23 protein-coding genes are annotated in these 19,178 nt (G+C 61.1%); 9 read left to right on the top strand and 14 right to left on the bottom strand.

What is annotated here, in order from left to right; all coding sequences use genetic code 11:
* The first annotated feature begins 1 nt into the window (after position 1).
* Genes NKF26_RS24345 through NKF26_RS01715 form a run of 5 tightly spaced genes read left to right on the top strand, consistent with a single transcriptional unit; the run spans position 2 to position 5,835 of the window.
* Positions 2-421: a hypothetical protein gene (locus NKF26_RS24345; RefSeq protein ID WP_369682112.1), complete on the top strand. Its 420-nt coding sequence runs from the start codon at positions 2-4 to the stop codon at positions 419-421.
* Positions 331-987: an extracellular solute-binding protein gene (locus NKF26_RS24340; protein WP_369682111.1), complete on the top strand. Its 657-nt coding sequence runs from the start codon at positions 331-333 to the stop codon at positions 985-987. Before NKF26_RS24345 ends, NKF26_RS24340 begins: the two co-directional genes overlap by 91 nt.
* Entirely contained in the window at positions 987-2,594 is a 1,608-nt protein-coding gene (locus NKF26_RS01725; RefSeq protein ID WP_342766297.1) for an iron ABC transporter permease, read from the top strand. The genes NKF26_RS24340 and NKF26_RS01725 overlap by 1 nt, the downstream gene beginning before the upstream one ends.
* A 13-nt stretch (positions 2,595-2,607) precedes the next feature.
* Positions 2,608-3,747, top strand: a complete 1,140-nt coding sequence (locus NKF26_RS01720; RefSeq protein ID WP_253233937.1) for an ABC transporter ATP-binding protein — start codon at positions 2,608-2,610, stop codon at positions 3,745-3,747.
* Positions 3,748-5,835 carry a glycosyltransferase family 39 protein gene (locus NKF26_RS01715; RefSeq protein ID WP_253225013.1) on the top strand — a complete coding sequence of 696 codons (2,088 nt, stop codon included), beginning with the start codon at positions 3,748-3,750 and terminating at the stop codon, positions 5,833-5,835.
* Here the strand turns inward: NKF26_RS01715 and NKF26_RS01710 are convergent.
* The 8 genes from NKF26_RS01710 to NKF26_RS01675 all read right to left on the bottom strand — a co-directional run bounded on the left by NKF26_RS01710 (position 5,803) and on the right by NKF26_RS01675 (position 10,316).
* The gene (locus NKF26_RS01710; RefSeq protein WP_253233936.1) at positions 5,803-6,510 is read right to left on the bottom strand and encodes a dolichyl-phosphate hexose transferase; all 708 of its coding nucleotides are present in this window, start codon (positions 6,508-6,510) and stop codon (positions 5,803-5,805) included. The two genes, NKF26_RS01715 and NKF26_RS01710, sit on opposite strands and share 33 nt — an antisense overlap.
* 57 nt (positions 6,511-6,567) lie before the next feature.
* Positions 6,568-7,233: a cytochrome c biogenesis CcdA family protein gene (locus NKF26_RS01705; RefSeq protein ID WP_253225011.1), complete on the bottom strand. Its 666-nt coding sequence runs from the start codon at positions 7,231-7,233 to the stop codon at positions 6,568-6,570.
* Between the two features lie 5 nt (positions 7,234-7,238).
* Positions 7,239-7,760 carry a TlpA disulfide reductase family protein gene (locus NKF26_RS01700; RefSeq protein WP_253233935.1) on the bottom strand — a complete coding sequence of 174 codons (522 nt, stop codon included), beginning with the start codon at positions 7,758-7,760 and terminating at the stop codon, positions 7,239-7,241.
* Positions 7,757-8,428, bottom strand: a complete 672-nt coding sequence (locus NKF26_RS01695; protein WP_253225009.1) for an SCO family protein — start codon at positions 8,426-8,428, stop codon at positions 7,757-7,759. Before NKF26_RS01695 ends, NKF26_RS01700 begins: the two co-directional genes overlap by 4 nt.
* A 149-nt stretch (positions 8,429-8,577) precedes the next feature.
* Positions 8,578-8,778, bottom strand: coding sequence for a hypothetical protein (locus tag NKF26_RS01690; protein ID WP_253233934.1), 201 nt, complete (start codon positions 8,776-8,778; stop codon positions 8,578-8,580).
* 5 nt (positions 8,779-8,783) lie between these two features.
* Positions 8,784-9,200, bottom strand: coding sequence for a helix-turn-helix domain-containing protein (locus NKF26_RS01685; protein WP_253225007.1), 417 nt, complete (start codon positions 9,198-9,200; stop codon positions 8,784-8,786).
* Between the two features lie 235 nt (positions 9,201-9,435).
* Positions 9,436-9,750: a hypothetical protein gene (locus NKF26_RS01680; protein WP_253225006.1), complete on the bottom strand. Its 315-nt coding sequence runs from the start codon at positions 9,748-9,750 to the stop codon at positions 9,436-9,438.
* Positions 9,751-9,764: 14 nt separating this feature from the next.
* Entirely contained in the window at positions 9,765-10,316 is a 552-nt protein-coding gene (locus NKF26_RS01675) for a DoxX family membrane protein (protein WP_253225005.1), read from the bottom strand.
* 245 nt (positions 10,317-10,561) lie between these two features.
* Here NKF26_RS01675 and NKF26_RS01670 point away from each other — a divergent pair, with 245 nt between their 5' ends.
* The 3 genes from NKF26_RS01670 to NKF26_RS01660 all read left to right on the top strand — a co-directional run bounded on the left by NKF26_RS01670 (position 10,562) and on the right by NKF26_RS01660 (position 12,003).
* Complete coding sequence (locus tag NKF26_RS01670; protein WP_253225004.1) at positions 10,562-10,732, top strand: hypothetical protein; 171 nt, start codon at positions 10,562-10,564, stop codon at positions 10,730-10,732.
* A gap of 103 nt (positions 10,733-10,835) precedes the next feature.
* Positions 10,836-11,297, top strand: a complete 462-nt coding sequence (locus NKF26_RS01665; protein ID WP_253225003.1) for a pyridoxamine 5'-phosphate oxidase family protein — start codon at positions 10,836-10,838, stop codon at positions 11,295-11,297.
* 70 nt (positions 11,298-11,367) lie between these two features.
* Positions 11,368-12,003: a helix-turn-helix domain-containing protein gene (locus NKF26_RS01660; RefSeq protein ID WP_256486488.1), complete on the top strand. Its 636-nt coding sequence runs from the start codon at positions 11,368-11,370 to the stop codon at positions 12,001-12,003.
* 36 nt (positions 12,004-12,039) lie between these two features.
* Here the strand turns inward: NKF26_RS01660 and NKF26_RS01655 are convergent, their stop codons facing one another.
* The 6 genes from NKF26_RS01655 to NKF26_RS01630 all read right to left on the bottom strand — a co-directional run bounded on the left by NKF26_RS01655 (position 12,040) and on the right by NKF26_RS01630 (position 17,655).
* On the bottom strand, positions 12,040-12,870 hold the full coding sequence (locus tag NKF26_RS01655) for an ABC transporter permease (RefSeq protein ID WP_066140401.1): 831 nt from the start codon (positions 12,868-12,870) through the stop codon (positions 12,040-12,042).
* Positions 12,867-13,850, bottom strand: coding sequence for an ATP-binding cassette domain-containing protein (locus tag NKF26_RS01650; protein WP_253225001.1), 984 nt, complete (start codon positions 13,848-13,850; stop codon positions 12,867-12,869). The genes NKF26_RS01655 and NKF26_RS01650 overlap by 4 nt, the downstream gene beginning before the upstream one ends.
* 140 nt (positions 13,851-13,990) lie before the next feature.
* Positions 13,991-14,392, bottom strand: a complete 402-nt coding sequence (locus NKF26_RS01645; protein ID WP_253233933.1) for a helix-turn-helix domain-containing protein — start codon at positions 14,390-14,392, stop codon at positions 13,991-13,993.
* A 126-nt stretch (positions 14,393-14,518) separates the two neighbouring features.
* The gene (locus NKF26_RS01640) at positions 14,519-15,532 is read right to left on the bottom strand and encodes a hypothetical protein (protein ID WP_253224999.1); all 1,014 of its coding nucleotides are present in this window, start codon (positions 15,530-15,532) and stop codon (positions 14,519-14,521) included.
* 90 nt (positions 15,533-15,622) lie between these two features.
* Positions 15,623-16,258 (bottom strand): helix-turn-helix domain-containing protein, encoded by a 636-nt coding sequence (locus NKF26_RS01635; protein ID WP_253224998.1) that lies wholly within the window; start codon positions 16,256-16,258, stop codon positions 15,623-15,625.
* A gap of 233 nt (positions 16,259-16,491) precedes the next feature.
* Positions 16,492-17,655, bottom strand: a complete 1,164-nt coding sequence (locus tag NKF26_RS01630; RefSeq protein WP_253224997.1) for an HD domain-containing protein — start codon at positions 17,653-17,655, stop codon at positions 16,492-16,494.
* Positions 17,656-18,136: 481 nt separating this feature from the next.
* On the opposite strand from NKF26_RS01630, the gene NKF26_RS01625 reads away from it, so the two are divergent.
* Positions 18,137-18,928, top strand: coding sequence for an alpha/beta fold hydrolase (locus NKF26_RS01625; protein ID WP_253224996.1), 792 nt, complete (start codon positions 18,137-18,139; stop codon positions 18,926-18,928).
* Positions 18,929-19,178: the final 250 nt, after the last annotated feature.

Genomic DNA, 19,178 nt, shown 5'->3' with positions numbered 1-19,178 from the left:
CGTGCAGGACCGGCCTGAACCGGGTGGCACTTCTATCGACGACCTCCCTGACCTCTCCGGAACTCTCACCCTCTACATCGGCGGTGGCGAGGGCGGTCTCTACCAGCAACTCGCCACCCTCCTCGAGCAGTACTACGACGACTTCAGCGTGAACGTGCGGTTCAGCGCGGCGAATCAGGTGCTCACCGAAGGAAAGAACGGACAGGTTCGCGCAGACGTATTTTGGGCGAACGATGCGGGGTCGCTCGGCGTCGTTGACGATGCGGGCCTCACCGCCTCCCTCTCCTCGAAGATCACGAAACAGGTCCCGAGCCGTTTCCACACCAAAACGTGGGTCGGCGTCGGTGGCGTGCGCGCGCCATCCCGTACAACACCAAGCAGTTCTCGAAAAGCGACATTCCGGATACGGTCTCCGAATTAACGGACACGTCGAACCTCGACGCGAAAATGGGTTGGGCACCCACCTACCCGGCGTTTCAGACCTTCGTCACCGCGATGCGAATTCTACAGGGCGAGCAGAAGACGAAAGCGTGGCTCAAAGGCATGAAAAATCGGGGCAAGGGCGGCATGGAGCAGTACAAAGACGAGTGGTTCGTCTCGAATGCCGTCGCCGACGGCGACATCGGGGCAGGCATCGCCAACCACTACTACGCGGTTCGTGTGATCTCCTCGCGGCAGGACGCTCCGCTCGACATCGCGTTCACGAAAGGTGACGCGGGTGCACTCGTCGATGTCGCCGGAGCGGAGGTCATGAAAGGAACGGATAAGCCCGACCTCGCCAACAACTTCGTCCGCCATCTGCTGAGCGCCGAGGCACAGGAGTTCCTCGCCACGTGGTCGTTTGCCTACCCGATGATCGACGGCGTGAAACCCGTCGAACAGCTACCGCCGCTCTCCAAACTCCATCCACCGGATCTCGATCTCACCAAACTCGCCAACGTACAGCCGACCATCGATCTCTTACGAGAAACGGGGGTTCTCGACTAGTGTCCGTCGGCAACCGAATTTCGGAGTTCGTGGATGGGGGTGGACAGGACGTTCCGCCGTACCCGGTCGCAATCCTCGCCGCGTTCGTCGCGCTGCTGGTCGTCTCGCCAGTCGTCTGGCTCGTCGTCCGTGCAGTGTCCGCGCCACCCGCGGCGTTCGCGCTCCTCATCGCACCGAGCACGCTCCAAGTGCTCATAAACAGCATCGTCGTGGTCGTCGCCGTGAGCGTTTTCTCCATCGGTATCGGCGTCCCACTCGCCGTCCTCACGGTACAGACCGACCTGCCGTTTAACCGATTTTGGACGGTGACGGCCGCGCTCCCGCTCGTCATTCCCGAGTACGTCGGCGCGTTCGCGTTCACGTCCGCCTTCGGACCCCACGGCAACCTCGCGGACTTGCTCGCACCGATCGGTATTCACTCGATCCCCGAAATTTACGGCCTACAAGGGACGGTACTCGTCTTCTCGCTGTTCACCTATCCGTACGTCTTCTTGACGACGCGCGCCGGCCTGCTCTCGGTCGATGGGACGCTCATCGAGTCGGCACGGACTCTCAATCACACGAAGATTGGGGCGCTCCGTTCGGTCGTCCTCCCGCAAGTGTTGCCGTCGATCAGCGTCGGTGTGCTCCTCGTCGTGCTGGACTCCCTCGCGGACTTCGGAACACCAGCGATCATGCACTACAACACGTTCATGCGCGTGATTTACGTCCAGTACAACAACCCTTCGGCACCGGGATTCACCGCGCTGCTGAGTTTACAGTTGCTCGCAGTCGTCGCGGTCGTCCTCGCATTGGAGTCGCGCGTCAGCGGAAACGCGAACACCGGAATCGGGGGGAGTGCAAGCGGGAGACCCGGACAGTTGCGCCTCGGGCGCTGGCGCTGGGTCGCTCAGTTGTACCCGGCGGCCGTCGCGCTCTTCGCGCTCGGTGTCCCGCTCGCGATCCTCGTTCAGTGGAACCAGCGCGCCGGAAACACCTACGGCGGGTTCACGTTCCACTGGACGTACGCGCTTAATTCGGTAGAGGTGGCCACGTTCGCGGCCATCGTCGCCGTCGTCGCCGCAATCCCGACCGCTTACTACTCGGCGCGGTCGTCCTCGGCCGTGGCAACTGTCCTCGACCGACTCTCCTACGTCGGCTACGCCGTCCCCGGCCTCGTGCTCGGGATCGCGCTGGTCTACGTCGGCGTGTCGTTCGTTCCGGCGCTCTACCAGACGCTTCCCCTGCTCGTCTTCGCCTACGTCGTCCGGTTCCTCCCGCAGGCGGTCGGCGCGGTTCGGTCGTCATTCTTGCAGGTCGACCCGAAACTCACGGAGGCAGCTCGGACGTTGGAGCAGTCACCGCTCTCGGTGTTCCACCGAGTCACCCTGCCGCTGGTCGCACCCGGACTGGCAGCAGGCGCGGCGTTGGTCTTCCTCACGACGATGAAGGAACTCCAGGCGACGCTCCTGTTGCAACCGACAGACTTCAGAACCCTGGTTACATACATCTGGATGGTTCAAGAGAACGGCTACTACAGCGAAGCCGCGGTCCCCGCACTCGTGCTCGTCGGGGTGTCCGCACTGTCGATGCTCGTAATACTCGCGCGAGAACGATACGGTGTCTAACCACTCTCCAACGATGTCTAACCAATCGCCCAAATCGATACCCACAGATGCAGCAACCGACCGACCAGCGTACTCCGAGGAATCCCCATCGGCGTCCGTGCTGGAACTCGATGACGTGACAAAACGGTACGGGCAGGAGAACGCCGTCACCGACCTCTCACTGACCGTTCACGAGGGAGAGCTACTCACGCTCCTCGGGCCGTCCGGGTGTGGCAAGACGACGACGCTCCGCCTGATGGCCGGACTGGAGCGCCCGACCGAGGGCGTCGTCAGCCTCGATGACGAGCAGGTCGCTGGCGACGGAGCGGCTTTCGTGGAACCCGAAAGCCGCGGCGTGGGCGTCGTCTTTCAGGACTTCGCCCTCTTCCCGCATCTCTCCGTTCGCGAGAACGTCGCGTTCGGTCTGACCGATTTGGACGAGGAGGAGACGGCCAACCGCGTCGATTCGCTCCTCGAACTCGTGGACCTCGACGGGATGGGCGAACGCTCACCCGACGACCTCTCGGGTGGGCAACAACAGCGGGTAGCGCTCGCGCGCTCGCTCGCGCCCGAACCCGCAATCCTCCTGCTGGACGAACCGTTCAGCAACCTCGACGTTCGTCTGCGGATCGAGATGCGCGAGGAAGTGCGATCGATTCTGAAGGAGGCAGGCGTCACTGCGGTTTCCGTCACGCACGACCAAGAGGAAGCGCTGAGCATCTCCGACCGCGTCGCCGTGATGAACGACGGCAGGATCGAACAAGTTGGCCGTCCGGGCGACGTCTTCGAGGACCCGGAATCGCGTTTCGTGGCGTCCTTCCTCGGGCAGGCCGGGTTCCTCTCCGCACACGTCGGGGGGACCGGCATCGAAACCAAGATCGCCACGTTCGACCACGACCTTCTCCGCGGGGCTACCGACCAGTACGTCGGCGCGACCATCGACGTGCTCGTCCGGCCTGATGACCTGCGCGCGACTCCCGCGAACGAGAATCACGCCAATGGGACGATCACGAAACGCCAGTACACCGGGCCGTCGTTCGTGTATCACGTCACGCTGAACAACGGCGACGAGGTGCGCTGTATGCACAACCACGCCGAGCGCTTCGCGGTCGGCGAACCGGTTTCGGTCGAACTCGTCGCGGACCACGCGCTCGCGTGGTATCCGACCGAGTAGATGACGCAGGCAGCACGGTCCCGAATACTGGCACTCGCACTCGCCGCCGCGGGCGGCGGAGTCGCGCTCGTTCTCGCGTTCGGTCTCTTTCCGTACCACACAATCAACCACGACGAAGCCGTCTACCTCGAACAAGCCAATCTCCTTTTGCATGGACAGCTCCTCCTGCATCCGCCAGTTGCGAACGCCTTCCGTCCGTGGTTTTTCGTCTCGTCTTCGCAGGGCCTCTATGCGAAGTACGCGCCATATCCCGCCGTGCTCTATGCCGTAGGGATGGCGGTCGGAATCCCCCGACTCGTACTCGGTGCCGTCGGCGCGGCCGTCGTCGGTCTCACGTATCTCGTCGGAAACGAGGTTGCCGACCGCCGGACCGGGTTGCTCGCCGCCGGATTCGTTCTCGTCTCGCCGCTGTTCGTCGTGGATACGGCCACGTTCCTCCCGTACGCGCCCGTCGCCGCGCTGAACCTCGGATTCGCCTACGCGTACTTCCGTAGCGAACGAACTGCGGAGTTGCGGTGGGCGCTGCTGGCGGGCGCACTGATCGGACTCTCCTTTTTCGCGCGGCCCTACACGGCCGTGTTGTTCGCCGCGCCGTTCGTGGCGCACGCGCTCTGGACACTGCGCCGGACACCCACGCGGGAGGTAATCGGCCGCCGCGTCGGAACCGCCGGACTCGGCGGTCTCGGGGTCGCTCTCGCACTGTTCTACAACTGGTCGATGACCGGCAATCCGCTCGTCTTTCCGTATCAAGCCTTCGCGCCGCGCGACGGTCTCGGGTTCGGCTATCACATGCTCCGCGGCTACGGCCACAACTACACGCCAAGCATCGCCTTTCGCTCCAACGCCGTCGTCGTCTGGCGGTTCGCCTCGCGCTGGGTGGCCGGAGGCCTCCTCGGGAGCGCAGTGGCCGCCATCGGTCTCGTTCACGTTCTCGGACGAACGCGAAGCGCACGAGGCAACGGGCAGTTGGAACGAAGCGACAAGCGTCGGAGTTCCGACGCTCGCTACTTCGTACTCGCCGGACTGTACCCGAGTGTCATCCTCGGAAACGTCTACTTCTGGGGGAACTTGAACCTCCTCGCACCCGACCTCGACCCGACACAAGGATTGCTCCACTACCTCGGCCCGTACTACCATTTCGCCCTGCTCGCGCCGACTGCGGTGTTTGCCGCGGTCGGCGTCCAGTGGCTCGAGGGTTGGATTCGGCCCCGTCTCGACGGCTTCGATTCCCGTGCGACCGTGGCCGTTGTGCTGGTCGCTTTCCTGCTCACCACGGCCGCGATCGGGGGCGCGCTAGCTGGCCCAATCGTGCGCAACGCCGACAACACGGCCCAGTACGGGCAGGGGTACGCCCCCTTCCGGAACGACGGCCCACCCGCGAACAGCGTCGTCTTCCTCCCGACGACGTACGGAAAGTGGCTCAATCATCCGTTCCAATCGCTTCGAAACGGTCCCGAATTCGACGCGAACACGGTGTACGCCATCGACGGCGTGAACTCGCTCGACGTGACGTCGGCCTACCCAAACCGAACCTACTACCGCTACGAGTTCCGGGGGACGTGGGTGCCGACGGACGACACGCCCGTCCACCCGGCACTCCGGCGCGTCCGCGTCACTTCGGGAACACCCATTACCGAGAAACTCACGGTTCGAATTCCGCGCGGTGCGGACTTCGCTTCTCTCCGGGTCGCCACGGGGGAGGGACACGCCTACTACGACCTGAACGCCTCGTCCGGAGTTCATACCATTACCCTCGTCGTGAACGAGACGGACGTCACCGTGAACGGGCGGGGCGTCAACCCTGCGAACGCGAGCACGAACGGACCGGTGACGGTTCCAGTGAACGCGAGCGACGACGTGACCGCGACCGTCTACATCGAAACCGCACCGAGTGTCGGATTCAGCTATGGCTCACGACTGCCCGTCGGTCTCCAAAACGGAACGCGGCGCGCACTCACGCCGTACCTCGAAGCGTGTACGGACCCGCAGACCTGCGGCAGCGGTGCGGCCTACCTCCCCGGACGCGTCCCCGACCAGTATTCGATAACTGCGACGCTACAAGGTGGCCCACGGAATCAATCGTCGTAGTCGTTCCTCGGCGCAGACGCGGAGGATCGATCCGGCGATTTCCGCGCCGCCAGAGAACGGATCGAGCGTCGTTTCGCCGCGGCGCTCGGCGTAGTCGATGGGAACTTCACGAACGTCGTACCCCCGCATCGCGGGGCGAAGCAGGAGTTCCGCGGACAACCCCGTGTTCTCCGTCCAGTCGATATCGACGAGCACGTCGCGGCGATAGGCGCGCATTCCCGTCGTTACGTCGTGAAGCCGCCGTCCGGCGAGGACGGACGCACCGAGCGCGAATGCGGCGTTTCCGAACCGGTTGACGACCGGCATGGTGTCCGCACCGTGGTAGAGACGGTCGCCGCTCACGACATCGAAGCCTTCGTTGACGTAATCGAGAAAGTCCGGAATGCGAGCCATCGGGTAGGTGTCATCACAGTCGGTGGTGACGACGACCGGACGGCTCGCGGCCGAGAGCGCCGTCGAGAGGGCGATTCCGTACCCGCGCGGCGGTTGTTCGATCACGCGTGCGCCGTGTCCGCGGGCGATCTCGGCGGTGGCGTCGCTGGAGGAATCCACGACGATTACCTCGGCGCGGTCGTCGGTCGCCGCCCCGATGGCGTCGAGGACGTGGGCGATGGCGTCCGCCTCGTTGTAGGCACCCATCACGACGCTCACGTCGCCGAGATCGTATTCGCTCATCGATTCAAGCGAGCGCTCGACAGTATTTCAGGGTTGCTAAAACCGCGTTTCCTGTGTTCAGAACGCGTCGAGCACGACGAACGAGAGATACAGTTGGCCGAGACCGGCCAGGATCATCAACCCGCCCGCGGCGCGTTCGAGGGTGTAGGAGTACTTCCCCAGTTCCCGCCACCAATCGACGCCCGCTGCCATCAGCAGCGTCACGCCGCTCAACGGGACGACGACGCCCAAGGCGTAGCTTCCGAACGAGAGGACGCGGCCCGTGAGCGGGAGCGTCAACGTCTGTGTGACGACGCCGAGGAAGACGGGTGCCACGCAACCGGCGGCGGCGAGCGCGTACCCGCCGCCGAAGAGGACGAACCCGGTGGTTGATGCGGGTCGTTCCGGCAGCGGGACGCGAATCGTCGGTTGCTTGCCGACGATCACGAGCACTCCAACGATGAGGAGGACGACCCCGGCGAGGGGTTCGAACCACTGGAGATACCGGACGAGTTCACCACCGGCGGCGATGACGGCGATACCAACGACACCGAGCGTGACGAGCGCCCCGAGCGCGGCACCCATGGCCGGAAGGAGCACCGACGAAACGGACTCCTCGTCGCGGTGTTGGAGGTAGTAACCGATGTAGCCGGGAAGCAACGGAAACGCACACGGAGCGAAAAACGTCGCGATTCCCGCGCTCGCCGCGAAGGCGATCGTCGGGAGGAGTGTCGAAGAACTCATCTTATCTATTGCTTTGCCGCCTCGATCTTTGAGCGCAGCGTATCGATGCTCGTCACACCGCGATCCGACCAGATGATGGTTCCGTCCGCATCCACAACCGCGAGGAACGGGAGACCGCCCGCGTTCAACGAAGACATGACCTCGCTGTCCGGATCGAGACCGAGCGTCCACTGACCGTCGTGTTTCTTCCACCACGAGCGAACGTCACCCTTCGTCAGCGTCCCGCCGATTCGCTCGTTCGTTATCGAGACGAACCGGACGTCGTCACCGTACTCGTCGTGTGCTTTCGTGAGCGCCCGCATCTGCTTTGCACACGGCGAACACCACGTCGCAAAGAGGTCGATAACGGTGACGGTGTCCGAAACCGGAACCTGTACCGACCCGGATTGGGAACCCGGTGCACGCATCGTCGTGACCTGCCTCGGCAACCCGCCGTCGTTGCCCGAAAGGCCGTTCAGCGCGACCCACGCACTGCCGCCGGTAATGCCGAGTCCGGCGAGTCCGGTGAGGAGACGACGTCGGTTCATCCTCGAACTTTTTCGAGATCGTCGATTATCTGTTTCTGCGGCGGATTCTGTCCACGGTACGATCGCTCGACGTAGCCCTTTTCGTTGGCCAACAGGACGAGCGCGGAATGGGTAAACATGTAATTGTCCTTCGATTTCTTGTGATTCTTCTCGAAGTGAACGCCGAAGTCGTCCGTGACGATGGTCCTCGCCCGTTTCTCCGACTGCGGACGAAGGAAGTGCCAGTCGTCGATGGACTGATCGATGTTCATCTGCTTCGAATATTTTTTCAACCGTTTGGCATCGTCACGCCGTGGATCGAACGAAATCGGCAGGAAGGCGACGTCCGAGGCGTATCCGTTCTGCTGTGCGTGTGTCTGGACGTTTCTGAGCGTCGAGACGAGCACCGGACAGATCGTCTTACAGTGCGTATAGATGAACGTGATGAGGCTCGGTTTGTTCACATCACGGAGCGATATTTTCTTGTCTTCGAGCGGTGCCGGAATCGTCAAATCGGGGATTTGCTGATTCCACGCGGGGTACGGAAGCTTCGAAACGTCATAATCCACGTCTGGTTTGCTCATCGTGACGTTCGGATGCGAGTCACCGCCGAACGACCCCAAACAGCCGGCCGCCGTGACCGCGATTCCTGTCGCCGAAAGTGAACGTAGATAGCCCCGTCGGTTCATAACCGAGGTTTGTAACCGGAGTATGAAAGGCAATCTGGTTCAATCATCGAAGGCCGAGCGATGAGCGTTCGAAATCGTCTCGAAGAAGTCACGTACAGCAGTAGAACCGCATGAGAGCGACTGAATCGTCGGCACCGGGCCAACGGAGTTCAGTACGTATCCGGTTCGTTGATGACGTCATCGAACTCGTGTGCCCCCGCCGTTGCGAGATAATGGGATATCGTTTCCTCCTCCCCGGATTCGTCCAATCGAATGGGGATATCGGTTTGCTGTGGTTCGGTGATCGTCGGTTGTCCGGTGATGGACTCGAACAGCGACGCGAAATGCTCGGATCGTTCGGTGCGGTTCATCACGATCAGTCCTGCATCCCGAACCCAAAGCCGGTGTGTGATTTGGGTCCCTCGTGCTGTGAGATGTGTAGTTCGAACGTCCCCTCGGGAGACATCGAGATGACCACATCCTCGACGATTCGGGCGTACTCGCTCACGTGTTTTCCGGCCCCGCTGATCCGCACCCGTTCTTCGAGTAGCCCGTCGTCCGCGAGCAGGTTGAGTTTGCGGTACGTGGTCGAGAGCGGCAATTCACATCGGTTCGAGATCTCGCTTGCCGAAAGCGCTTCGTTGCTGGTCACATCGAGAATGGCCTGACAGTCCGACGTATTGAGTACGGTGAGAAGATCCCGAACGGCGTCCTCGTTTTCGACTACCGTCCGTTGCTTCGGCGACTGCTCGAACGTTTCAACCGCACCGACGACGTTCTGTGATTGACTCATACTATTCGATCACGTGCTTGGAGGAACAATTAACAGCCACAGTACTCGGGGTACTTTATATACTGGTGCGAATCGTCCCGTCAGCGGTGGGCTACGGACGCGCGCTTTCGCGTCCACTCGCACGTTCGCGGGGCTTTGACGTGATATGGTCGGTAGCGGGACGCTGATGGTAAGCGACTCCGGACGAAAAGCACGATTCTCCTTCGAAGCGGTCGTTGAAACTCCAGAACCGGGATCAGTGATGTCCGGTCGAGGCGCTCTGTTCGGGCGTGTGTCTCGCCTCCGGCGAAGTGATCACCGTGAACAGCTTGTAAACCGCGTACAGCATGAACACGACGAGTCCGAGGGCGATGATCGTTCCGCGAACCTCAACTGGGAACGCGGGGGTCGTGACGACCTGTCCCGCGTCGTTCGTCGTCGCAATCGCGGAGGGGTCCCCGAGGAAGGTATCGAGGAATCCTAACACGACGGTTCCGAGCAGGATGAGCCCGCCGCCGAGGACCATTGCAATCTTGTCAACGATACTGAGTTCTGAGTGTGTTGTTGTCATGTCTTGTCGCCTCCTTAGCCGAGCAGGTACCGCATCCACGTGTGGTCGTTCACGAAGTCAGTTCCCTCGATGATGGCGTCGAGTCCCCAAATTCGACCGGCGCCGAACACGATGAGCTGCATGAAGAGGAGAATCCCCAGCAACTCGCCGGTCACGTAGCCGTTGGCGAAGTCGGCACCGCCGAGATAGAAGAAGAACAACAGGAACGCGCCGAAAAACGACGCGAGGCGGGTGAGAACGCCGAAAAGCACACCGAGACCGATCAGCAGTTCACCGAGCGGAATCATGACGTTCGCGAAGACGAGGAGCCATCCCGTGTTTCCGGCCCACACGAGGAAGCCGTGAAGCCAGTCCGGTGCAGCGGTCGTACCGTGGATGAGCCATCCGCTCGCGTCGAACGATTCCGCGGGACCGTACCAGAGATTTGCGAACTTTTCGAGACCCGCGGCGGTGAACCACCAGCCGACGAGAAGGCGCGTGAGGACGATCACGTAACTCGACCACTGACCCGAGAAGTCGAACGATACCTCCCTTCCGAGGAGACTTGTGTTGACGTTTTCTACCATCTGTCTTACTCCAGTTCGAGAGACGACCGTCGATGTACCAAGTGTAGCGCTAATTACCGTTTGGTGAGAAGAATTATCGTTTGGTGAGAAGACCTCGGTTCGTTCACAGTAGCGGGCGGACACGTGATTCACATCGGATCAGGAGAGACACCGCTTCGGCCGCGTTGTACGCGGAGAACTCCAATTCTCTCGCGTTCGGAAAGAGAGGATGGTATTTATTACGGGGAAGCGTAGTAGCGAATACGATGAGTAGCGAAGGGATAGACGAGTACATCTTCGCCTGTCCGGAGTGCGGGGAAACGTTGACCGTGAACGATTCGATGAGGGTCGCCCTCATCGGAAAGGGATGTGTCATCTGCGGGAGTGCCGTCACGGCGGACGCGTTCACGGAAGCGTCGATAGCGGACTCCTCGTGATACCGCCGCATCTGTTCTTTCGTGTGCGGACGTGATTTCGTCCGAAACGGACCGCGTCACAGGCAACTATTAATGGGACTCTCTCCATTCGGCAATATAAGATATGGCTTTGGATCAGCAGGTCGAGCTATCTACAGAGGAGACGGATACAATCCTTGGCGATCACGAAACCGGCGTGCTCTCACTCGCGCGCGAGAACGATCCGTACGCCATTCCGATTTCATACGGCTACGACGTCGAGAACCGGCGGTTCTACTTACGATTGGTTTCGACACCACAGAGCGAGAAGCGGCGCTTTCTGGCGTCCGCGCCACAAGCCCGACTCGTCGTGTACGACGAAAACGGGAATCTGTATCGAAGCGTCGTCGCAACCGGAACCCTACGCGAGATTTCGCGGGACGAGTTGACCGTCGAACATATCGAACAGTACGGCGAGGCGAAACGTCCGCTGTTCGAGATTTGGGGCGAATCGAAGCAAAATCTCGATATCCAACTCTACCAACTCACGCCGGACGACTTGAGCGGCCGTCAAGTGAGAATCGATCGGGAGAGCGACGTCGAGTAGATAGTAGAACGATTGGATAGTGGAGCGGTAGTTCAAAAAAGCGCCAACGCAAACCATCCCGCAAACAGCCATGTTACCTGGAATCCGAGCAACCGTGGAGTTTCGGACGCCGGAAGGGTGTCCGCTCGCCAAACACTCGGCGTTGGCGGAAGCCACTATCCACTCGGTCGCCGTAAACGCTCGACCCTCCGACGACACGGAACTCGTAACCGAATTTTCGATGGACGCGGAGTACGATCCGGAGGGGGATATCACGCCGATCTTCTCGCACGGGTCGACGCGACGGTATCGGTTCGTCCACGAGGACGGTGTGAACTGCCCGTGTGAGTGTTTGGGTCAACATGGCTGTCCGGTCACCCGCTACGATATTCGGGAAGGGACGCTGATATTGATTTTCTACGCCGATGGCTACGACCAACTACAGGACGTTATCGCCGATCTCCGTGAGCGTTTTCCCGACGTAGACATCAAACGGTTCGTTCGTTCTCCAGCGGGGGAACGGACTCGGGATCTCGTCTTCGTGGACCGGGGAAAGCTGACGGCTCGCCAACGACAGATCCTCCGAAAAGCGTACGAGATGGGGTATTTCGAGCGCCCGCGACAGGCGAACGCGACGGAAATCGCCGAAGCGCTCGACATCAATCCCTCCACGTTCAGCGAACACCTCGCGGCAGCGGAGTCGAAAATCCTCGGCGACTTGTTCTGATCCGCTGCGGGTCGCCCTCACCCTTGTCGCCGCTCTTCAACGCGCACTGGCGCTGGTGGCGCGTCGAATCACGACCAACGCGAGTCCGGCCAAGATGAGGTCGAGGACGATGAGGACGGCAATCGAGGGGAGGATGGTGTCCCACTCCCACCCGGTGATGACGAGCGCTCGCGCCGCATCGACGCCGTAGGTGATGGGGTTGACCGCGCTGATGTACTGAATCCACTGCGGCAACCGGTCGACCGGCAGGAACGCGCTGGAGACGAACAGCAACGGGAGTTGCAGGAAGTTCACGGCGATGATGGTCGATTCAGTGTCCTCGGTCTGAATCCCGACGACGTTCGAGAGCGCCGTGAACCAAATCGAGAACAGGATGCCGATGAACATCAACGCGAGCACGCCGAGGAATCCCGTGGCGATGTTCGCTCCGAGGGCGACACCGACCACGACGACGATGATTATCTGCACGCAGATACGGGCGACTTCGGCGAGCGTCTTCCCCAGGAACACCGCACCGCGATTCATCGGTGAGACGAGCGCCTTCGCGAACATTCCTGTCTCGATGTCGTTGACCAGCCCGATACCGGAACTCGCGGCGGCGACGAGCGACACCTGAATGACGATGGCGGGCAGGAGGAAACTGATGTACTTGATGTCCTGACCGGGTCCGCCGATAGCGCCACCCGTGACCTGTCCGAACACCTGCGAGAACAGGACGAGGAAGATGAGCGGCTGGACGATGGAGGACGTGACGATGAATGGATTTCGAACCGACTTGAGCAGCCACCGCCGCATGTTCACCCACGTGTCGCCGAGGAAGCCGTTCCCGGGCGCGAGTTTGTGGTGGTTGTCCGTATCGGTGCTCATAACATCACCTCCGTGCTCGATTCGACCGCATCCTCCTCTTCGACACCTTCGCCCGTCACCGCAAGGAACACGTCGTCGAGCGTCGGTGAGCGAACGTCGAAACCGTCGATTTCCACACCCGTCTCACGAAGCGCGACGAAGTAGTCAGGAGTGTTCGTTCGAATCATCGTGGACCCAATCGAGATGCCGTTCGTCGTCTCGGTGACGACGGCGTCGTCGAACACGTCACCCGATTCCGCGATACGGGTCGCCACGTCCACGTCGGACGGCGCGAGTTCGAGTTCGAGGATGTCGCCGCCGACCTCCCGTTTGAGTTCGTCCGGGGAGCCGGTCAGGTCGATTTCGCCGTCCTTGATGAGCGAAATGCGATCACACAGTTGGTCCGCTTCCTCCAAATACTGCGTCGTGAGGAACACCGTGGTTCCCTCGCGGTTTATCTCGCGGAAGTAGTCCCAGAGGCGGTTGCGCGCCTTCGGGTCGAGTCCGGTCGTCGGTTCGTCGAGGAAAACGACCGGCGGGCGGTGGACCAGCGCGGTGACGGCGTCGAGTCGCTTTTTCATCCCACCCGAGAAGGTTTTCGCCGACTTGTCCGCGACGTCCAGCAGGTCGGCGAGGTCGAGCAGTTCGTCCGCGCGCTCGCCGCGATCGGACTTCGGGATGCCGTACGCGGCCGCCATGTACTCGACGTTCTCGCGCGCGGTCAACTCCTCGTCGATACTCGTCTCCTGTGCCATGTAGCCGACCGACCGGCGGACGCTCTTCGGGTCCTCGGCCACGTCGTAGCCGTTCACCGTCACTGCGCCGTCGGTCGGTCGCAACAGCGTGACGAGCGTTCGAATCGTCGTCGTCTTCCCGGCCCCGTTCGGCCCGAGGAAGCCGAAGAATTCACCCTCCGGAACGCGCATGTCCACGCCGTTGACGGCCTCGGTACCGTCGGGGTAGACGACGTGAACGTCCTCGGCGCGAATCGCGTCGGTCATCTCGGACCCTCCGTCCGCTCTGGTTGGAGTGTAAGGATGTGTTTCATCACGCCCTTTGCTTTCGCTTCTGTAGTCATATACTATGGAGTCAGTAGTAGTGTATCGACTACAGAATTTGTAGTAATGGAATCTTCGGTGACTCAATCGCCATCGCCGTCGAGATCGTAGACCGACGCCCACTCGTAGAGGTGGATGAAAACCGGCGCGAGACCGTTGGCGGCGTCGGTCGGTTCGTACTCGACTCGCGGCGGTATTTCGTCGTAGGAATGGCGGGTCAACAGCCCCGCGTCGGTGAGTTCCGAGAGCCGTTTGGAGAGCGTCGTCGGCGACACGTCGAGTCGGTCTTCGAGGTCGGAGAACCGAAGCGGTCCCTCGTTCAGGGAGAAGAGGTGGAGGACGGGGAGGGCGTAGGCACGGCCGAGCAGCGTGAACAGTTCCGCGACCGTCTCCTTTTGCTCGGGTTCCCCGTACTCATCGAGTTCGTCCCGATACCGTCGTCCGCGTTCGATGATCGCCTCCGCGTCCGGAATGCCGTCGTCCATACGGTCGCTACGCATTCGGTAGTCATAGCGTTCTCGGCGGAACGACGACGAACGTTCGAGCGTTGTCAAAGTTGGCCGTTCGTAAACCAACCTGGTCGCATCGAACCGCTCAAACCGTTCTTGGAATTACTCACTGACGGCGACCGAGCGAGGAAACTGATTTCTGAACTCTTCCGGCCACTCCGTCTCCAATCGGTTCCACGAGCCACCACAGTCGTCCGTCCGGAAGAATCCTCGATTCGTCGCAGCGAAAAGCCGTCCCGGTTCGTTACGACTCGCGGTCAGCGTCGGTGGCGTAAGGCCAGTCTCGTCCGGGAGTCCGGACGTGCACCGCTTCCACGAGTCGTCCCTAATTCGACGATAGATGCCGGACGAAACCGCATCGAAATCGTCCGTTTGACGAGGGGCGGTCGATGCCGATACCAGCACCACATCCGGGTCTCCGACATCGACTGCGACACTCATCAAGTACTGTTTGTCGAGACCATCGTTCGGATACTGCCACGACTCGCCGTAGTCGTGGCTTTCGGCGTATCCCCTTCCGGGGCGTTCAGCACCGTCACCAGTCGCGGCGTACAATCGTCCGGGGGCGTTAGGGTGCGTACGAAGCGTGTGCACGTCCCGGGGTGAGTCGGGAACTCTATCCGACCACGTCTGCCCTCCGTCCATGGTCCGAACCACTGCGCCCTGCTCGACACACACGTACACTCGATCAGGAACCGTCGGGTCCGGTTCTATCCAGTGAGCGTTGTGAGTCTCCGGTCGAGGCGGGTAACTCCACTCCGTTGCCGAAGGAAGCTCATCGATTCCCATCCTCTCCGTCCACGTGTCACCGCCGTCGTCCGACCGGTAGAGTTTGGTCGGTTCGATTCCCGCCCAAATTCGATTCTCCGTATCGATTGCGAGCGCTGTTATCCGGCGAGAATCTATTTCTTCCCCGATAGCCACCCACGAACCTCCCGAATCCGAACTTCGAAAGAGACCGTCGTTCAACGTGCCGACGTAAATCCCGGAACCGGACGGGTCGGTAGCAACACAGAGCGGGGAGGTGTGTTCGAGGTAGCGGGTGAACTGCCACTTTCCGTTCCGTCGTGTGATTTCGATTACGCACTCCTCCATCGTCGCAAGGTACGAGGTCATACTTCCCACTTCACGAGATGATGGATTGGACACGACGGCGAACATGTTCTTCCTCTCCGAACATGTTCGACTATACGAGAACTGCTGGTTTCACGACGTTTGCTGCGAACTGTACCGGCCGAAGAAGTGTCGTATGATCTTCCCTTCTGCTCGATGGAGAACCACGCTCGCGGTGGATTTGCTCACGTCGAGGTCCGTCGCGAGTTCGGTCAACGAATACGTGCGTGGATGATCGTAATACCCTCGCTCTATCGCTTCGAGAACGAACCGTTGCTGTTGCTTGGTGAGTAAGTCTTCGGAGTCCTCTGACTGCACTATCGATTCGAGTTCGTACCGAATCGCTGCGTCGTCCAGCACATCACCGAGCGAGGACAGAAGAGAATGTGAGGTGAGCAACTCACAGAGTATCCACCCATCACGAAGCACGAGCGGGTACTGTACGAGGTTGCCGGAAGAGATGACGAGTCGATAAAACTCCGGTGTCGGAACGTCGATTTTCAGCAGGATCGACCGTTCGTGCACGCTCAAAATGTCGAACGCGGATATTTCGTTCGCAACGAACTGGAAGAAGGGTTCGACGCGGGATAACTCGACACCGACCAGTAACGACGACGTTTCCTCGGAGTGATGGCCGGAAAGTATCCAGAGCTCCTCGTCTCCGAATTGGGTAGACAGTTCCCGCAGGGGACCGGGAACGAGTTCTACGTTCAGTCGAACGCGAGCCATACGGACAGAACGGCGTTTATCGTCTATATATTCTGCCGCTGATTCAGCACCGGCCACGCCGGACAACGCCGTGTCCACCGACCGACCCGAACTCGGCATCCCAGATTTCATATCGCAAAATACGATTTATTTTCCGAATAGTGCGTAACTCCCTCGTCCGACGAGAACCATTCAGCGACGCCACAAAATTGCCGAAATCGGGCTCTGACCGAAATCCGGCCGGGAACGACGAGTCAAGAATCCAATCCGAGAACCGATTTCGCCGCGCGTTCCACGTCGTCCGTCGCCGCTTCCGGCGCGTACACGCCCAACCGCCACTGCGTTCGCTGTGACTCCTGCAATCCCTGCACCAATGGGGACTGGTCGGCCAGCCGCCTGATTTCGCCGTTGACGACCACTCGACTCGACGATTCGGGCATGCTCGGTTCGCCGAGCGTGTCGAGCAGGACGTGTTCGGGTTCGACCCCGGCCTTCGCGGCGATGTCGCGCTCGAACTTCCGAACCGACTCGTGGCTCGCCGTCACGACGTCGTCCGGGACCGCCCCCCATTCGGCCCACACCGCGCGTTTGAACAGGTTTCGTTCGGCGATTCGGTTCGCGATTGCCGCCGTCTCCTCGCAGTTTCGGAGCGCCGCGAGCAGTTCGGCGTCGGTGAATCGCTGGAATCTCTCGGACGATATCTCCGTCGAATCCAGCAGTCGCTCGCTCGTCCGTTCCAGCATCGCACCAGCGATTCGGGAGACGTGGTGGCGGTAGACGGTGGCGTTCATCAACGCGCGGGCGACGAGGAGGCTTTCCGCGGTCTGGACGTTTCCGTCCGCCAGCACGAGATTGCCGTCCGCGAACCGGAGTGCGCTGAGCAGGCGACCGTAATCCACGGTGCCGTAGGGAACGCCGGTGTGGTGAGCGTCACGCACGAGGTAGTCCATTCGATCAACGTCGAGTTCGCCCGCCACGAGTTGACCGAGTTCTCCCTCGCCAGCGACGAGCGCGGCGATTTCCTTCGGATTCAGGTCGTAGCGTTCGAGCACCGCGGCCAGTTCCCCGTGATCGAGCAGGTCCCCGACTTCGTCGTGATGTCTGTCCAGTCGCCGCTCGATGATGCCCTCGGTCTGGTGGCCGTAGGGGCCGTGCCCCACGTCGTGAAGCAAGGCCGCGGCTTGCACCGCCGTCGCTCGGCGGTCGTCGATTCCGAGGCGGTCCACAGCCTGTCCCGCGAGGTGGGTGACGCCGATGCTGTGTTCGAACCGCGTGTGGTTCGCCGACGGATACACCAACCGAACCGTACTCAACTGCTTGATGTGTCGCAGTCGCTGGACGGGTGCCGTGTCCAGCAACGCCGCCGCGACCGCCGGGAGTTCCACGTAGTCGTGAACGCTATCCTTGATCGCCTGCATGAGGGATGGAAGTTTTTTGGGAAACGGTAAAGCATCTGGTTTTTTCGGCGGCGAGTAGGATGGAGAAGGGATTTTGGCTCCGATTTGGTCCGTCTCGGCCAGTTCGTCCGGCCGAGTGGCGCGAGGGATGACGAGCGTCAGCGAGGAATCGGCTGGGGAGGTTCGTGGTGCGTTGCGGTATGGTGAGGCTCGGTTACTGAAATCCCAGCTACCCAACCGCACCGATTCGTAGCGAGTTCAGTCGGAGCGTTGCTCTGACGACGTCACGCGAGCACTGCGAGCGTGACCAAGAGGGTGCTTTCGGGGTCTGCTTCCTAGCAACTTGGTTGCTGTCGAAGTCGGACACGATACCACCAGACATCCAGCACATGTCCGTAGAAAACAGTAAAGGAGAGTCGATTATAGGGATAACCAACACCTATCTCTCGTCGCGTTCGAAACGGACGATTTGAAACGCACGAACCACCTACACTCGACAGAGATGCCTTTCGCGGAACACGATGGAACTTCGATCTACTACGAGACGGACGGGTCTTCGAAACACGATACGGTGGCGTTCGTGGGTGATGCGGCCTACGGCGCATGGCAGTGGGGGTGGCAACACGCCGCCGTCACCGGGCCGTTCGAGTCGCTGGTGTGGGACCACCGCGGGACGGGAAAGTCCGACGCGCCCGACGGCCCGTATTCGGTCGCGGAGATGGCGGGTGATTTGGATGCGGTGCTGGCCGACCACGGCGTCAGAAAAGCCCACCTCGTCGGTGCCGGACTGGGTGGGATGGTCGCGCTCCACTACGCGAAGGAGTTCTCGCGCGCGAAGACGCTGACGCTCATCGGCACGGCGGCGGACGGGTCCTCCCTCACGCCGGACGTTCGGGACAGCCTGCTGGCCGAAAAGACGCCCGACGCGCTTCACGAGTCGCTCCGACCGGCCGTGAGCGAGGAAGCGTTCGCGGCCGGACTGGAGGACGTGATGGAGTGGCGGCTCGCGGACGACGCCTCCCTCCCCGCTCAGCGTTCCCAGTTCGCGGCGCTGGAGGCGTTCGACGTGAGCGACGAACTGTACGAAATCACGACGCCAGCACTCGTTTGTCACGGCACCGACGACCGAGTGATCCCCGTGGAGGCCGGAAAGAAACTGGCCGATGGACTGCCACGCGGCGAGTTGGTGACGTTCGAGGACGCGCCACACCTCGTTCATGTCGAGCACTTGAAGGCGGTCAACGACGCACTGCTCGACTTCCTCGCCCGACACGCTGACGAGACGTTCGACTAACCGGTACGCGTCGAACCGAACCCGTTGCTACCGATCCCAAACTATTCGATCCGACACTCGTCGCACGTCCCGTCTTCGATATAAACCGAGAGTACCTGCTTTCCGCACTCATCACACTCGACGAGGACGTCCTCCGTATCGGTTTCACTATCCTGTGTCATTTTGTCCGTGAATGACATTGTAGGACTTGCTTATTAACCTATTTTATATGGTTCTGACACATACATGATAGGTTCGAGAAACATCGCTT

Source organism: Haladaptatus sp. AB618 (genome assembly GCF_024136965.1).
Lineage (GTDB): Archaea > Halobacteriota > Halobacteria > Halobacteriales > Haladaptataceae > Haladaptatus.
Note: the sequence above shows the minus strand (reverse complement) of the source record. Positions and strands in the feature narration are given on the sequence as shown.

Excerpts from the sequence above, each read along its gene's own strand:
- NKF26_RS01630 (WP_253224997.1), bottom strand. The coding sequence starts at position 17,655 with ATGCAGGCGATCAAGGATAGCGTTCACGACTACGTGGAACTCCCGGCG.
- NKF26_RS01675 (WP_253225005.1), bottom strand. The coding sequence starts at position 10,316 with ATGGTAGAAAACGTCAACACAAGTCTCCTCGGAAGGGAGGTATCGTTC.
- NKF26_RS01650 (WP_253225001.1), bottom strand. The coding sequence starts at position 13,850 with ATGACCGACGCGATTCGCGCCGAGGACGTTCACGTCGTCTACCCCGAC.
- NKF26_RS01695 (WP_253225009.1), bottom strand. The coding sequence starts at position 8,428 with ATGAACCGACGGGGCTATCTACGTTCACTTTCGGCGACAGGAATCGCG.
- NKF26_RS01720 (WP_253233937.1), top strand. The coding sequence starts at position 2,608 with ATGTCTAACCAATCGCCCAAATCGATACCCACAGATGCAGCAACCGAC.
- NKF26_RS01625 (WP_253224996.1), top strand. The coding sequence starts at position 18,137 with ATGCCTTTCGCGGAACACGATGGAACTTCGATCTACTACGAGACGGAC.
- NKF26_RS01700 (WP_253233935.1), bottom strand. The coding sequence starts at position 7,760 with ATGAACCGACGTCGTCTCCTCACCGGACTCGCCGGACTCGGCATTACC.
- NKF26_RS01640 (WP_253224999.1), bottom strand. The coding sequence starts at position 15,532 with ATGACCTCGTACCTTGCGACGATGGAGGAGTGCGTAATCGAAATCACA.
- NKF26_RS01660 (WP_256486488.1), top strand. The coding sequence starts at position 11,368 with ATGTTACCTGGAATCCGAGCAACCGTGGAGTTTCGGACGCCGGAAGGG.
- NKF26_RS01635 (WP_253224998.1), bottom strand. The coding sequence starts at position 16,258 with ATGGCTCGCGTTCGACTGAACGTAGAACTCGTTCCCGGTCCCCTGCGG.
- NKF26_RS01690 (WP_253233934.1), bottom strand. The coding sequence starts at position 8,778 with ATGAACCGCACCGAACGATCCGAGCATTTCGCGTCGCTGTTCGAGTCC.
- NKF26_RS01655 (WP_066140401.1), bottom strand. The coding sequence starts at position 12,870 with ATGAGCACCGATACGGACAACCACCACAAACTCGCGCCCGGGAACGGC.
- NKF26_RS01670 (WP_253225004.1), top strand. The coding sequence starts at position 10,562 with ATGAGTAGCGAAGGGATAGACGAGTACATCTTCGCCTGTCCGGAGTGC.
- NKF26_RS01645 (WP_253233933.1), bottom strand. The coding sequence starts at position 14,392 with ATGGACGACGGCATTCCGGACGCGGAGGCGATCATCGAACGCGGACGA.
- NKF26_RS01665 (WP_253225003.1), top strand. The coding sequence starts at position 10,836 with ATGGCTTTGGATCAGCAGGTCGAGCTATCTACAGAGGAGACGGATACA.
- NKF26_RS01715 (WP_253225013.1), top strand. The coding sequence starts at position 3,748 with ATGACGCAGGCAGCACGGTCCCGAATACTGGCACTCGCACTCGCCGCC.
- NKF26_RS01680 (WP_253225006.1), bottom strand. The coding sequence starts at position 9,750 with ATGACAACAACACACTCAGAACTCAGTATCGTTGACAAGATTGCAATG.
- NKF26_RS01705 (WP_253225011.1), bottom strand. The coding sequence starts at position 7,233 with ATGAGTTCTTCGACACTCCTCCCGACGATCGCCTTCGCGGCGAGCGCG.
- NKF26_RS01685 (WP_253225007.1), bottom strand. The coding sequence starts at position 9,200 with ATGAGTCAATCACAGAACGTCGTCGGTGCGGTTGAAACGTTCGAGCAG.
- NKF26_RS01710 (WP_253233936.1), bottom strand. The coding sequence starts at position 6,510 with ATGAGCGAATACGATCTCGGCGACGTGAGCGTCGTGATGGGTGCCTAC.